9 protein-coding genes and 1 tRNA gene are annotated in these 15,091 nt (G+C 62.3%); 2 read left to right on the top strand and 8 right to left on the bottom strand.

Annotated features, from left to right (window positions below; all coding sequences use genetic code 11):
• Nucleotides 1-305: 305 nt before the first annotated feature.
• Together RHE_RS03655 and RHE_RS03650 are read right to left on the bottom strand one after the other, a co-directional pair.
• Nucleotides 306-382, bottom strand: a tRNA-His gene (locus RHE_RS03655).
• A 130-nt stretch (nt 383-512) separates the two neighbouring features.
• Nucleotides 513-962, bottom strand: coding sequence for a phasin (locus tag RHE_RS03650; RefSeq protein ID WP_011424084.1), 450 nt, complete (start codon nt 960-962; stop codon nt 513-515).
• Between the two features lie 213 nt (nt 963-1,175).
• Between RHE_RS03650 and RHE_RS03645 the strand changes: the two genes are divergently transcribed.
• Nucleotides 1,176-4,976, top strand: a complete 3,801-nt coding sequence (locus tag RHE_RS03645) for a sensor histidine kinase (protein ID WP_011424083.1) — start codon at nt 1,176-1,178, stop codon at nt 4,974-4,976.
• Nucleotides 4,977-5,234: 258 nt separating this feature from the next.
• On the opposite strand, the gene RHE_RS03640 is transcribed toward RHE_RS03645, so the two are convergent.
• Nucleotides 5,235-7,187 (bottom strand): acetoacetate--CoA ligase, encoded by a 1,953-nt coding sequence (locus RHE_RS03640; protein ID WP_011424082.1) that lies wholly within the window; start codon nt 7,185-7,187, stop codon nt 5,235-5,237.
• A gap of 248 nt (nt 7,188-7,435) precedes the next feature.
• Between RHE_RS03640 and RHE_RS03635 the strand changes: the two genes are divergently transcribed.
• Nucleotides 7,436-9,328, top strand: a complete 1,893-nt coding sequence (locus RHE_RS03635) for an AsmA family protein (RefSeq protein WP_011424081.1) — start codon at nt 7,436-7,438, stop codon at nt 9,326-9,328.
• A gap of 24 nt (nt 9,329-9,352) precedes the next feature.
• On the opposite strand, the gene RHE_RS03630 is transcribed toward RHE_RS03635, so the two are convergent.
• The 5 genes from RHE_RS03630 to RHE_RS03610 form a co-directional block, all read right to left on the bottom strand.
• Nucleotides 9,353-10,171: an ABC transporter permease gene (locus tag RHE_RS03630; protein ID WP_011424080.1), complete on the bottom strand. Its 819-nt coding sequence runs from the start codon at nt 10,169-10,171 to the stop codon at nt 9,353-9,355.
• A 3-nt stretch (nt 10,172-10,174) separates the two neighbouring features.
• Nucleotides 10,175-11,086 (bottom strand): ABC transporter permease subunit, encoded by a 912-nt coding sequence (locus RHE_RS03625; RefSeq protein ID WP_011424079.1) that lies wholly within the window; start codon nt 11,084-11,086, stop codon nt 10,175-10,177.
• Nucleotides 11,087-11,090: 4 nt separating this feature from the next.
• Nucleotides 11,091-12,233 carry an ABC transporter ATP-binding protein gene (locus tag RHE_RS03620; protein WP_011424078.1) on the bottom strand — a complete coding sequence of 381 codons (1,143 nt, stop codon included), beginning with the start codon at nt 12,231-12,233 and terminating at the stop codon, nt 11,091-11,093.
• Between the two features lie 91 nt (nt 12,234-12,324).
• Nucleotides 12,325-13,422 (bottom strand): polyamine ABC transporter substrate-binding protein, encoded by a 1,098-nt coding sequence (locus tag RHE_RS03615; RefSeq protein ID WP_011424077.1) that lies wholly within the window; start codon nt 13,420-13,422, stop codon nt 12,325-12,327.
• Nucleotides 13,423-13,546: 124 nt separating this feature from the next.
• The gene (locus tag RHE_RS03610; protein WP_011424076.1) at nt 13,547-14,956 is read right to left on the bottom strand and encodes a helix-turn-helix domain-containing protein; all 1,410 of its coding nucleotides are present in this window, start codon (nt 14,954-14,956) and stop codon (nt 13,547-13,549) included.
• Nucleotides 14,957-15,091: the final 135 nt, after the last annotated feature.

Genomic DNA, 15,091 nt, shown 5'->3' with positions numbered 1-15,091 from the left:
CGTGGAGGGATTCTTTCGGATCGAGTGGCGGATCGTCGCAATTGCGGACCTTGGTGCTGCTGTGTGCTGCACATGTAGCCCATATGGCACTATCGCACCATATGAGCGGTTGTGCCGTTCCAAATGTTCGATTTGATGTGGCAAATAAGCGGCAGCTCGCGGTCGGGGTGTTGACTCTTGAGGGCGCCGCGCATTCAGCTCCAAAGCTTGCGATTTGCAGAATACCTCAGCATCTGCAGCCACAATTTCGTTCGAAATAATGCTGGCCAAAACGACTTGCTCGAAAGCGACTTGACGTGGGGAGATGGTACGGTTGGGGGGTCTCGAACCTCCGACCTCAGGTGCCACAAACCTGCGCTCTAACCAACTGAGCTACAACCGCATAAACCGCGCCGGGCGCGATGGGGGTCACATACGAGGACTTGAGGATGAATTCAAGTCCCATTCCTCACCAATATACAAAAAGGCTGGACGCGAGGTCCAGCCTTTTGTTTCCGATCGGCATCGACCGATCAGGCGACCTTGAAGGACGCCATGGCCTTTTCGGCGGCTTCCTTGGAGGGCTTTGCGAGCTTTTCGGCAACCTGCTTGGTGGTTTCCTGCATCGACTTCGCCTGATCGACGGCAAGCTCGGCCTGCTTGCGCAGGAACGAGGTCTGCAGCTCGATGAATTCGGCGACGGACTTGACGCCGAGCAGTGCTTCCATGTGCGAGAGCGAGGTTTCGGCGTTGACGCGAAGGACGTCGATCGCCTTCAGGCCGATCTCGACGGTGCCGGCCTGCGCCGTCTGGACGGTGGCCTCGAGCGTCTTGCCGGCTTCTTCGCCAGCGGTCTTCAGCTTGGCATAGGCGTCTTTCGACTGCTGGGCGCCCTTTTCAGCGAATTCGCGGAAGGATTCAGCCAGCTTGGACGGGTCGAAAGAAGCGATTGAAAAAACGTCATCGGTCTTTATGGTAGCCATGGGTCGCATTCCTTTGGGCTAAGGCAGTTGCTGCCTGGGATCATCGAATGACGTCTATATAGAGCATTCCATTGTGCATTGCAACATAAATTGTGCGGCGCACAAGTCGTTAACCCTTTCGGCTGAAAGCACCCCGCTGTTCTGGACCGGCATGCGACCTGCAGTTATTAATAAGCCGTTAATTTAGAAGGCCGACAGCGACAAGGTTCGATCATGCCCGCAGTCCAATATCCGTTCATCGATATCGCCGTGCATGCGCGGGTGCGGGAACGCTTTTCGCGCGGCGAAGCCATGGTGCTGTTTTCAGCCGATCTTGCCCGCCTGCTCTGGGCAAACGGCGCAGGTGCGGAGCTTTTCAGCCAATCAGCGGTCTACGACCTGCTCGATCAGGGCGTCGATCGCACCGATATCACCTTTCGGCAGCTGGAAACGGCGGCGCGTCAGCTCGCCGATGTCGGAGACAACAGAAGCTTTATGATCCGCGTCGCCAAGGGCTTTCAGCGCGTGCAGGTGCAGGCGGCGGCCGAACTGATCCGGCTTTCATCGGGCGAGAACGCCATTCTGTTTTCCGTGCCGGTGTCGGCAAGGCCGCTGACGGCGGGCGCTGCGGCGGCCCAGATGCTGCAGGGCCTTGATGATCCCGATACGCATATGGCTGTCATCGGCGGCAATGGCGAGGTCATCGCGGCCTCGCCGGGCTTTGCCTCGCTCGCCATCTCCGGCGAGACCGCAAAGGCCTTGATCAATCTTGCCGGCGCGCATCCCGACCGCCTGGTAAAGCGCCCGGTCGCTACCGGCAGGGGCTATCTTCCGGCCGCGGTCGGCAGGCTCAACGACGAGCCGGCGCTCAATCTGCTCTTTGCCGTGGAAACCGCGATCGGTCATCTCGATCCGATCGATGCGCCCGTGCTCGACGAAGTCGATGCGCCGCAGGTGGCTGACGCTCCCGCGAGGGAAGAAGGCATGTCGCGGTCCGAACTTCCTGCGGAAGAGGCGGCTGCGGCGACCGGCTTCGGCGAGATCGTCGATGCGGTCTCGGGGATCGAAGAGGTCGAGGAAACGCTGGAGGAGATCGCCGACGACCGGGAACATCCGGCAGAGGCGGCTCTCACATCCGCAGAGGCGGCGGTTGCCGACGAGCATACGGCCGCAGACGAAGCCCCGGAGAACGACGACGGCGCGGCCGAGCGCCGCATGGATGAGGCCGACGAGCCCGCGGTGCCCTCCGATGAGGCCGCGAGCCATTCCGCCGACGAGACGGCGGAAGCGACCGGGATGGCGGAGACACCCGCCGAGACCGGCCAAATGCCGTTCGATGAGGCGCCGGACGCCGTGCGCGAAGAGCCGGCTGTCGCAGCAACTGCAGCTTCCGACGCGCCCACTGCCCCGTCGCTTGCGCCCGAGCCCGGTTTCGTCTTCAGGCCGAACAGCCGCGCCACCCGCTTCGTCTGGAAGATCGATGCAGAAGGCCGGTTCAACGAGGTCAGCCACGAATTTGCTGAGGCCGTCGGTCCGCATGCATCCGCCATCATCGGCTCCGCCTTCAGCGATATCGCCGCTCTCTTCAATCTCGACCCCGACGGCAAGATTTCCGAGGCCCTCGCGCGCCGCGACACGTGGTCGGGCAAGACGATCCTCTGGCCAGTCGAAGGCACCAGCCTCGTCGTTCCGGTCGATCTCGCCGCACTGCCAACCTATACCCGCAACCGCGACTTCGACGGCTTCCGCGGCTTCGGCGTCGTCAGGCTTTCCGATGCGCAGGAGGATCCGCTGGCGCTCGGCCTGACGCTCCGCCCGAACGGCATCGGCCATGATGCGGCAGGTCTCGGCCCGGCGGCCGACGCTGTCAGCGAACCGGCACACGAAATTGAAGCCGCGCCCGAAGCGGCCCCAGCGGAAACGATCGCGGCGGATGCGATCGAGGACCACCCGCAGATCGAAGAGACGCCTTTCGAAGCGACCGGAGAAGAGGCCGGCTTCGAGCCGCCCGCGCGGGAGAGCGCCGCCGAAGAGATGCAGGAGAGCGCCGGTGAAGCGCCGGCGGCCGATGCCGCAGACGAGCCCCCGGCGCTTCGCATCGTGGACACGCCCAGTCGCCGATCCACCGACAAGGTCGTGCAGCTTCACAGCACGGGCGCCGCATTGACGGCCGCCGAACAGGCGAACTTCCGCGAAATCGCCAGGCGCCTGGAAGCCTTCGGCGCCCGCCGGGAAGAGCCCGACGCCCCGCCGACGGGCACTACCGCCACGGAAGCGGCGCCCTTCGAAGAAAGAGCGGCGCCCGAAGCCATCACCGGCGAAACGCCCGCCGCCGATACGGCCGACGCAGCTTCGGTCGAGGAGACGGCGCCGCAGGAGGCAATCTTCGAGAACGCGGTCGACCCGCTGCGCGAAGACGCCGCTGAAGAAACCGGCGCCATCGCCGAGGACGAGGCGACGGAAGGGCTCGAGGAGACGGTCAGCCAGATCGAGGTTCTCACAAGTTTCATCCCGCCGCGCGTGAAGATGATTGACGGGCTTTCGGCCGGGACGGTCGACCAATTGCCCGTCGCGGTGCTTATCCATGTCGGCGATGCGCTGATCCATGCCAATCCCGAATTCATGCGGCTGACGGGTTACCACTCGCTCGACGCGTTGCGTGAGGTCGGCGGTATCGAAGCCCTGCTGCAGCGCCGCGAACTTGAGGAAAAGGCAGCCGGCTCCGGCACCATGATGCTCGTCAAGGCCGACGACACGCTGACACCGGTGACTGCGCGGCTGCAATCGGTGCGGTGGGAAGATGCCAATGCTCTGATGCTGGCGCTGATGCCGGTGGAAGGCAAGGAGGATGGCCGCGGCGACAGCAACCGGTCCGAAGCGCGTCCGGAGCGGATGGTCGAGAAGGTCGCCAAGCTTCAGGTCGAAGTGGAGGAATTGCGCTCGATCCTGGAAACGGCGACCGACGGCGTCGTCGTCATCGGCACCGAGGGCGATATCCGTTCGATGAACCGGTCGGCGAGCGCGCTGTTCAATTACGACGAGCAGGAGACTCGCGGCAAGCCCTTCGTCATGCTGTTTGCCCATGAGAGCCAGAAAGCCGTCCTCGACTATCTGAACGGCCTTGCCGGCCACGGCGTGGCAAGCGTGCTGAACGACGGACGCGAAGTGATCGGCCGCGAGGCCGGCGGCGGCTTCGTGCCGCTGTTCATGACGATGGGCCGGCTCACCTCCTCGAACGGCTATTGTGCCGTCATCCGCGATATCACCCAGTGGAAACGCACCGAGGACGAGTTGCGCAACGCCAAGGGCGCGGCCGAAACCGCCAACGCCCACAAGACCGATTTCCTCGCGCGCGTCAGCCACGAAATCCGCACGCCGCTCAACGCCATCATCGGCTTTTCCGACATGATGGCCGGCGAACGCTTCGGTCCGATCGGCCATCCCCGTTATATCGAATATGCCAACGATATCGGCCGCTCCGGCCGGCACGTCCTCGATATCGTCAACGATCTCCTCGACATTTCGAAGATCGAGGCGGGCGAGATGGATCTTGACTTCGCCGCCGTCGGCCTCAACGAGGCGGTCTCGGAGGCCGTCGCCCTCGTTCAGCCGCAGGCAAACGGTCAGCGCGTCATCATCCGCACGGCGCTGTCGCATTCGGTGCCCGAGGTCGTGGCGGATCTGCGCTCGATCAAGCAGATCGCGCTCAACATCCTGTCGAACGCCATCCGCTTTACCCCGTCTGGCGGACAGATCGTCGTTTCCACCTCCTACGAGGCGAATGGCAGCGTGGTGTTGAGGGTTCGCGATACCGGCATCGGCATGACGCGCGCCGAACTCGACCATGCGATGAAGCCGTTCCGCCAGGTCTCCTCGACCCAGTCACGCCATCGCGGCGACGGCACCGGGCTCGGCCTGCCGCTGACCAAGGCCATGGTGGATGCCAACCGGGCGATATTCTCGATCAACTCGGCGCCGAACGAAGGCACGCTCGTCGAGATCACCTTCCCGTCGCAACGCGTGCTGGCTGGCTGATCTCTATCGACGGGGCGGAACCGCCTGAACGCTGCGCGGGCAAGCAAAAAAGAGGCAGCCCGGAGGCTGCCTTCAAATGGGTGCTGTTCAACAAGAGCTCAGTCGATCAACGTCATGTTTCGTAAGCCCGGAGGCTTCAGGCCGCCTCGTTCATGTGCGGCCCCCAAGTTGTTTCACCTTTGACAAAGGTTTCTTAACGAAAAGTTTCCTTCACGAGGGATTGCTGAATGGTGAAAGCTCGTAGTTTACGATTCCTTATCAGTCCCTCAGTTCGCTCAAATTGGCGAAGAGGCGCAGCGCTTCGGGGTTGGCGAGCGCCTCCAGGTTTTTGACCGGCCTGCCGTGAACGACCTCGCGCACTGCAAGCTCGACGATCTTGCCGGATTTGGTGCGGGGAATATCGGCAACTGCGATGATCTTTGCCGGCACGTGCCGCGGCGAGGCGCCGGTGCGAATGCGCGTCTTGATCGCCTTGATGAGATCCTCGGTCAGCGCCACGCCAGGGGCAAGGCGGACGAAGAGGATAACACGCACGTCGTCATCCCATTCCTGGCCGACACACAGTGCCTCGGCCACCTCCTCCATCTGTTCCACCTGGTTGTAGATCTCGGCCGTGCCGATGCGCACACCGCCGGGGTTGAGCGTCGCATCCGAGCGGCCATGGATGACGAGGCCGCCATGCTCCGTCCATTCGGCAAAATCGCCGTGGCACCAGACATTGTCGAACCGGTCGAAATAGGCGGCGCGATATTTTGCGCCATCGGGATCGTTCCAGAACATGACAGGCATGGAGGGGAAGGCCTTGGTGCAGACGAGTTCGCCCTTCTCGCGGCGCACCGGCTTGCCATTATCATCCCAGACGTCGACCGCAAGACCGAGACCAGGACCCTGGATCTCGCCGCGCCAGACCGGCTGCAGCGGATTGCCGAGCACGAAACAGGAAACGATATCGGTGCCGCCGGAGATCGAGGCGAGTTGCACGTCCTCCTTGATGCCTTCATAAACGAAGGTGAAACCCTCGGGCGAGAGCGGCGAGCCGGTGGAGGTCATCAGCCGGAGACCGGAGAGATCGTGACTTTTGCGCGGTGTCAGCCCGCTCTTGCGCACCGCATCGATATATTTTGCCGAGGTGCCGAAAATCGCGAATTTTTCCGCCTCGGCATAGTCGAACAACACATTGCCGTCAGGTGCAAAGGGCGAGCCGTCGAACAGGCAGAGCGTCGCGCCGCTGGCCAGCCCGCTGACCAGCCAGTTCCACATCATCCAGCCGCAGGTAGTGAAGTAGAAGAGCTTCTCGCCCGCCTGAAGACCGCAATGCAGCCGGTGCTCCTTGAGATGCTGCAGCAATGTGCCGCCGGCCGAATGCACAATGCATTTCGGCACACCGGTCGTGCCTGATGAAAAGAGGATGTAGAGCGGATGGCCGAACGCAAGCCTCGTGAACGCGATCTCTTTCGCCTCGTAGGGCGCAATGAAGGCTTCGAGCGTCGAAGCCCCGGGCGTCTTTTTCGCCACCGCCTCGGCATCGCCGGCGTAGTGGACGACGATCGTGGGGACACCGAGGGTTTTCGCCACAGCGGCAACCTTGGGACCGACATCCTGCAGCTTGCCGGAATACCAATAGGCATCGCAGGCGATGAAGAGCCTCGGGCCGATCTGGCCGAAGCGGTCGAGCACACCCTGTTCGCCGAAATCGGGAGAGCAGGATGACCAGATGGCGCCGATCGAGGCGGCGGCAAGCATGGCGGCCACGGTCTCCGGCATGTTCGGCATCATGGCGGCGATGCGGTCGCCCTTGCCGATGCCGATTGCCGCGAAGGCCTGCTGCAGCTTGGAGACCAGCGCGCGCAGCCGATCCCACGACCAGCGGTCTTCGGCCTTGTCCTCGCCGCGGAAGATGATGGCGTCGGCCTCGCCGCGGCCGGGCAGCAGGTTTTCGGCGAAGTTCAGCGTCGCGTCGGGAAAGAAACGGGCTCCCAGCATGCTGTCGCCGTCGACGAGCACCTCTGCGCCGCGTTCTCCCTTTACGCCGCAGAAATTCCAGACGCTCGACCAGAACTTCTCCCGCTCGGCCACCGACCATGCGTGCAGATCCTCAAAGCCTGCAAGCGAGAGGCCGAATTCGGTATTGCAGCGCTCGATGAAGGCATGGATCGGGCTTGTTGCAACGGTCTCGGCCGAGGGCACCCAAAGTGGCTTGATATCCTGCATTCATTCTTCCTCCCCAATCCCGTCCTTATATCATGCTGCATTGCATTATAAAGTGCGCGACCGCCCGATCCCAAGCCTAAACGCGTCGCATAAACTGGATTCATGCGACGCTGTTCGGCTCTTCGTTTTATGATGTAGGTGTCCTGGAACCGCTGCGCGCTTCCGGGGCGACATGCATTGGATTTGCATAGGCCCGATATTTCATATATCGGGCGAAATCAGCGCATAACCGGTAACCGGCAGAGATCATGAGCACGTCTAGACATCGCAGGTGGCGCAGGAAGATCGGGCCTGTTTCGCGCTGGCTTCCGGCCTTCGCCCGCATCTCGACGCTGTTTCTGCTGGTTGCGCTTGCACTGTTCGTGGCCCTCAGGGTCGCAGCGCCCTATCTCATCACGACGGGTTTCGTGCGCTCCGGCATCGAGGACGCGCTGTCGAAATGGACGGGCTATCATGCCGAGATCAAGGGTAATCCGGTTCTCGAATTCTGGCCGACGCCGCGCATCACGCTGAACCAGGTCACCATCCGCCAGCCGCGCGAAAGCGGCGACAAGCTGCTCGGCAGCATTGAAAGCTTGTCGGCGGATTTCAGCCTCATCGATGCGCTGAGAGGCCGGACGAGTTTCCACGAATTCCATCTGCTGCGGCCGAACCTGGCGCTGACGCGTGACGAGAATGGCCTGATCGACTGGAGTTACACCGGCCTGCTTGCCCATGCGATCAGCGGCGTGCGCTACGAAAACGGGGCGGAGGTGCTCGATCCCGCTCTCGATGCCGAGATCGGTGCGGTGACCGTCGAGGACGGCACGCTTGCCGTGACCGACGTCAGGAGCGCCAAGACTTACAATTTCGACAGCGTCACGGCCGACATCGGCTGGCCACGGCTCTCGGGCGCGATCTCGGCTGTCGTGATCGCCCGTATCAACGGCGTTGACCTGAAGGTGGATTTCGCCTCGCGCCAGCCGCTGCTCGCCTTTGCCGGCAAGAGCGCCGAGACGCGGACATCGCTGACGTCAAACCTGCTGACGGCCCGTTTTCAGGGGATCGCCAGCATCGCCAGCCTTTCGGCGCTTTCCGGCAACATCGCCGTCAGCATTCCCGATGTGCCGGCATTTCTGACATGGTCGGGCAGATCGCTCCCCGGTGTCGGCACGCTGAAGAGCGCCTCGCTGGAATCCGACATCATGTCGTCGGGCAGCGGGCTGCGTTTCAACGATCTCAGCCTGTCGCTGAACGAGGCGAGCGCCACCGGCGTGATGGACCTTTCGACCACGACCGGCAGACGGCCGAAGATCGGCGGCACGCTCGCCTTCGACCAGATGAACCTGAAGCCGTTCCTCGACGCCTTTGCGCTGAGATTGGCGGCCGGCGAGGCGGAGGGAATCTCCACCGGCATCAGCGAGCCGCTGCAGTTGCTCGACGTCGACGTCAGGCTTTCGGCGCGGCGGGCTGAGATGGGCCGCTTCCAACTCTCCGATGTCGGCGCCAGCATGATCGTCACCGGCGGCGAGGCGAAGTTCGATATCGGCGACAGCGGCTTCGAAGGCGGCGAAATGACGGCACATCTGGAGGCGACGCGGCGCGACTTCGACGGCGGCGGCAAGCTGCAGCTATCGATCCGCGATGCCGACTTCGCCGGCCTTGCCGAGCGTCTGCAGCTCAAAGGACCGCTACCGCTTGCGACGGGATCGCTCGATCTCGACCTGCAGTCGCCGAAAGCGATCTGGGCGACCGGTCTTGCCGACGTCACCGGTAAGCTGCATTTCTGGACGAGGGAAGGCACGATCCCCGGCATTGACGCCGGCGCGCTCAGGACACAGGCTGTCGAAAAGCCGTTCTTTCCGCTGAGTGCCGCAGCAGGCGGTGCCTTCGCCTTCAACCAATTGGACCTTCAAGCCGATTTCGCCAACGGCTCCGCCGAAATCCATGACGCCCATGTCATCGGGCCTACGCAGACGCTGGCGCTTTCCGGCGTGGTTACCTATCAGTCGAACGGGCTGGCGCTTTCCGGTTCGCTGGAGGCAACCGATCCGGCCAAGACGGCAGAGCTGCCGCTTCTGCCGTTCTTCGTCGGCGGCTCATGGCCGAACCCGGTGATCTCGCCGGTTCCGCTTTTTGGCGGCACGCCCCACGCGCAATAAACCCTGCGTCCAATAGGACAGGGCTCAGGCGCCGGCGGCGGCCGCCCGCTCGTCGCGCTCGCGCTGCACTTCGCGCCGCTTGGTGACGATCGATGCGCAGATAACGCCGACTGCGACAATGGCGATGAGGATCGTGCAGATCGCATTGATCTCGGGCGTCACGCCAAGGCGCACCTGGCTATAGATCTTCATCGGCAGCGTGGTTGCGCCGGGGCCGGAGGTGAAACTTGCAATCACGAGGTCGTCGAGCGAAAGCGTGAAAGCCAGGATCCAGCCCGAAAACACCGCCGGCGAGATGATCGGCAGCGTGATCTCGAAGAAGGTGCGCACCGGCGGCGCGCCCAGATCCTGCGCGGCTTCCTCGATCGACTGATCGAAGCTTAAGAGCCGTGATTGCACGACGACGGCGACGAAGCACATGGTCAGCGTCGTATGCGCCAGCGTAATCGTCCAAAAGCCGCGGTCGAAGCCGATCGCCACGAAGAGCAGCAGCAGCGACAGACCGGTGATGACTTCCGGCATGACGAGCGGCGCATAGACCATGCCTGAAAAGAGCATGCGGCCGCGGAAGCGGGTATAGCGCACCAGCGTCAGCGCCGCCATCGTGCCGAGGATGGTCGCGAAGGTGGCCGACAGCAGACCGACACGGATCGTCACCCAGGCGGCATCGAGCAGGGCCTGGTTCGAGAGCAGCGAGACATACCATTTGGCGGAGAAGCCGCCCCAGACGGTGACGAGTTTCGATTCGTTGAAGGAAAAAACCACCAGCAGCACGATCGGCAGATAGAGGAAGGCAAAGCCGAGCACGACGGAGATGATGTTGAAACGGGTCCATCTCAGCATGGCTTACTTCTCCCGCTCTTCGGCCTTGGCCTGCACATTCTGGAAGAAGACGATCGGGATCACCAGGATCATCAGCAGGATGGTTGCGACCGCCGAGGAGACCGGCCAGTCTCTGTTCGCGTTGAATTCGTTCCAGAGCGTCTTGCCGATCATCAGCGTCTGCGAACCGCCGAGAAGATCGGGAATGACGAACTCGCCAACGGCAGGGATGAAGACCAGCATGCAGCCGGCAACCACGCCGGGGATCGATAGCGGGAAGGTGACGCGCCAGAAGGCCTGGACCGGCGTGCAGCCGAGATCCTGCGCTGCCTCGATCAGCGTGCCGTCCATCTTTTCGAGCGCCGAATAGAGCGGCAGCACCATGAAGGGCAGATAGGAATAGACGATGCCGATATAGACCGCCGTCGGGGTGTTGAGAATGATCAGTGGGGTGTCGATGATATGCAGCGACAGGAGGAGCTGGTTCAGCAGTCCCTCGGGCTTCAGGATGGCAATCCAGGCATAGACGCGGATCAGGAAGCTCGTCCAGAACGGCAGGATGACGAGCATCAGCAGCGTCGGCCGGATCGTGCGCGGCGCCTGCGCCATGCCATAGGCGATCGGATAAGCGATCAGCAACATCAGCAAAGTCGAGACCGCCGCGATGATGACGCTCGACAGGTAGGCGTTGAAGTAGAGTGGATCGTCGGTGAGATAGCCGTAATTGTCGAAGGAGAAGGTCGCGATCTTGCTCCAGAAACCGCTCCAGCCGTCGGCAAAAGAGAAAACAGGCTCATAGGGCGGTATGGCGATCGCCGTCGTCGACAGCGAGATGCGGAAAACGATGAAGAACGGAGCCAGAAAGAAGAGCAGCAGCCAAGCATAGGGAATGACAATGACGAGGCGGTTATAGAAGCGTGATGCCAGCGTGCCCATGATTTCAATCCTTCAGCAGCACACCCGCATCCTGATCGAAAGAAACCCAGACATCCTGATCATAGGTGAAGGGGTCTTCGACGGAACGCTGCGCATTGAGGGAAGAGGTTCTGACGAACTGGCCGCTCGCCAGCTTTATGTGGAAGACCGTCATGTCGCCGAGATAGCCGATATCCCAGATCTCCCCCTTGGCCGCATTGACGGGGGTGTTCGCCGGTGCCGCGCGGCTGACACGGATCTTTTCCGGACGAATGGCAAAACCGGCCGTGCTGCCGATTGCCGGAGTGTCGGGGGCGGCAATGCGGATGGTGAAACCGCTGTCGACAGCAATCTCGACGGCGCCATTTCCCGACGTCGTCACCTTGCCGTCGAAGATGTTCACGTCACCGATGAAATCGGCGACGAAGCGGCAATTCGGCGCCTCATAAATTTCGGCCGGCGTTGCCACCTGCACGACCTTGCCGTGGCTCATGACCGCGATGCGGTCGGCCATGGTCATCGCCTCTTCCTGATCGTGGGTGACCACAACGAAGGTGAGGCCGAGCGTCTGTTGCAAGTCCATCAGTTCGAACTGGGTTTCCTCGCGCAGCTTCTTGTCGAGCGCGCCGAGCGGTTCATCGAGCAGCAGCACTTTCGGGCGTTTGGCGAGCGAGCGGGCGAGCGCAACGCGCTGGCGCTGACCGCCGGAGAGCTGGTTCGGTTTGCGTGAGGCAAACTGCTCTAGCTTTACGAGCTTCAGCATCTGCGTCACGCGTTCGGCCATCTCGTCCTTCGCCATGCCGTCCTGCTCGAGGCCGAAGGCGATATTCTTCTCGACGGTCATATGCGGAAAAAGCGCGTAAGACTGGAACATCATATTGACCGGCCGCTTGTAGGGCGGCGTGCCGGCGAGGTCGGTGCCATCGAGGATGATTTCGCCCGAGGTCGGCTGCTCGAAGCCGGCGAGCATGCGCAGAAGCGTCGATTTTCCACAACCGGAGGCTCCGAGCAGCGCGAAGAACTCGCGGTGATAAATGTTCAGCGACAGATCATCGACGGCGGTAAAATTGCCGAAGCGCTTGGTGATATTCTTGAAGGCTATGAAAGGTTTTGCAGATGGATCGGTCCAGGGTGCGAAGGCGCGGCGGATATTGCCCAAAGATTTCATAAAATTCCCCGAGAATATAAGTTTTCAGCCGGCCTCCCCCCAGGCCGGGTAATTGAAAGGCCCGGACGTTTCCGTCCGGGCCTGCATCGACTTACTGGCCGGTGACGACCTTGGTCCAGATCCGCGTCGCCGTGCGCTGGGTCTTCGGGTCCCACGGCTTGACGGTGAAGAGTCCTTTCATCACCTCGTCCGTCGGGTAGACCGCCGGATCTTCGAGCACCTCCTTGCTGACGAATTGCTGCGAGGCCTTGTTGCCGTTGGCATAGAAGGTGTGGTCGCTCGCCTTGGCGATGACTTCGGGCCTCATCATGTAGTTCAGGAACTCATGCGCTTCGGCCACATGCTTGGCATCGGCGGGGATCGCCATCATATCGAACCACATCTGAGCGCCCTGCACGGGGATCGAATAGTTGACCTCGACGCCGTTCTTGGCTTCGGCGGCGCGGTCGCGGGCCTGCAGCATGTCGCCGGAATAGCCGAAGGCGATGCAGATGTCGCCATTGGCAAGGGCGTTGATATATTCGGAGGAATGGAACTTGCGGATATAGGGGCGGACCGCCGTCAGCAGTTCCTCGACCTTCTTGAAATCTTCGGCCTTGGTGGAGTTCGGATCGAGGCCGAGATATTTCAGCGCCGTGGTCATGACGTCCTTCGGCGTGTCGAGCACGTAGATGCCGCAGTCCTTGAACTTTTCGGCGACCTTCGGATCGAAGATCACTTCGAGGCCCGGCTTGGCATCGGGGCCGAGGATCTCGGCAACCTTCTTGACGTTGTACCCGATTCCGTCGGTGCCCCACATGTAATCGACCGCATATTCATTGCCTGGATCGTATGCGGCGGTGCGCTGCTGGATCACGTCCCACATGTTGGAGAGGTTCGGCAGCTTCGACTTATCGAGCTTCTGGAAGACGCCGGCCTGGATCTGGCGCTGCAGGAAGTCGGCGGTGGGAACGACAACATCATAACCGGTGCCGCCGGCGAGCAGCTTGGTTTCGACGGTCTCGTTCGAATCGAATGTGTCGTAGACGACCTTGATGCCGGTTTCCTTGGTGAAATCGGCAAGGATGCTGTCGTCGATATAATCCGACCAGTTGTAGACGTTGACGACGCGCTCCTGCGCAACCGCCGGAGCGGCGGCAAAGAGCGCGGCGATTGCGGCGGCCGTCACATTTGCGATGGTTGACCTCATGACTTCTCCTGTTTGTTCAAAGCGTCCGCATTCCCGGACCTCTTTTCCCTCTGGTTTGCCCGCAGACTAAGAAGGAATTTCTAACCCCACAAGCGCAAAAAATGCGCGTTCAATCATTTCACGATCACTGGAAGTCGAAGGCGCTGAGGCCCGCTACCATCTCGTCGAGCCCGAGCGGTCTCGTCACCGGCGCCTCGGCGCGGGAGAGGCAGCCGCGCCGCTCGCAGAGGCGACAGGCCGGGCCGATCGTGACCGGATCGACCGCCGTCATCTGCCCGTAGGCCAGGCCGTCTGAAAGGGCGGCATCACAGCCGATCAGCATCGCCGTGCGCCTGACCCTTTCGCCGAATTCGACGCTCGGTCCCTCGAGCGTGCGGGCGACCGTCAGGAAGGATGCGCCGTCCGGCATGATGACCGTCTCGGCGAGAATCTGACCGGGCTGCAGGAAGGCGGCGTGGATATTGAGCTTCGGACAGCCGCCGCCGAAGCGGGCCTGCGGAAAGCCCTGGGCGCCGCCTCGCCGCAGCCGGTAGCCGGCGGCATCGATCTCCATCATGAAGAAGGGGATGGCTGCCGCCCCCGGCCGCTGCAGCATGGTCAGACGCGTCGCCGCATGACCGAAAGAAACGCCGAAGCGGGCGCGCAGAATGTCGATATCGTAGCGCGTCGCCTTCGCCGCCGCCAGGAAGGCCTCATAGGGCATGGCGAGCGCCAGGGCCGCGATGCGGGCCAGCTCGAAGCGGGCGATGCGGCGCGCCTCGGCGGAGGAGAGCGAGAGATCGTCGAGCTCGGCATCGATAGCCGGCAGCAAAGCGAGGTTGGCCGTCTCGATAGCGATCTCGTGCGCACGGTCGGCCGGCGACAGGCGCTCGGAAATGAAAAGCCTCATCGAATGCCGGTCGAAACGGCGGCGTAGATCCGGCATGACATGCACCGGTAGGACGCGCACCGCAATGCCGCGCTCGGCCCGCAGCCAGTCCTTCAGCCCTGCGGCAAGGTCGACGCCGCCGGGAAGCGTCGCGGCAAAGGCTTCCGCCGCCGTCTCGATCCGGCCGAAATAGGCCGGTCTGCGCTCCAGCGTCTCGCGCAGCTCGTCGAGCGGCAACCGGCTGGCGGCGATCGGTGTGTGCCCTTCGGCCGCCATCAGCGCCGTCAGGTCCGACAGCCGGGCGGCCTGCTCGCGATAGGCGCGATAAAGCTTGATCATGCCGGCCGCGGCATTGGGTGCGGCCTCGGCCACTTCCACCAGTTCCTGGTCGCCGGGCAATTCGCCTGCAAGCAGCGGATCGGCAAAGACCTCCTTGAGCTGGCCGAGGCTGCCGCCGGTCTGCCCGCGCAACTCCTCCAGATCGACCCGGTAGACTGCCGCGAGCTTCAAGAGCAGCTGCACCGTCAACGGCCGCTGGTTGCGCTCGATAAGGTTCAGATAAGAGGGCGAAATCTCCAGCGCCTCGGCCATGGCGGTCTGCGTCAACGCCAGCGCATTGCGGATGCGCCGCAATTTCGGGCCTGCGAATATCTTCCGTTCCGCCATTGTCACACCCTTTGACAAGCAGGCGGCGCCTACGTTTACAAAATTTTACAAATTCACAGCGCCGCTCTGTCAATCCTCGTCATCTTAACCTCTTTCTGTTCAGGAAATCAAAGGTTTTTCTGGCCATTCCGCGCG

It is taken from the genome of Rhizobium etli CFN 42, assembly GCF_000092045.1.
GTDB classification, from domain to species: Bacteria; Pseudomonadota; Alphaproteobacteria; order Rhizobiales; family Rhizobiaceae; genus Rhizobium; species Rhizobium etli.
The sequence above is the reverse complement of the archived record's forward strand: the minus strand, read 5'-3'. Positions and strand labels throughout refer to the sequence as shown.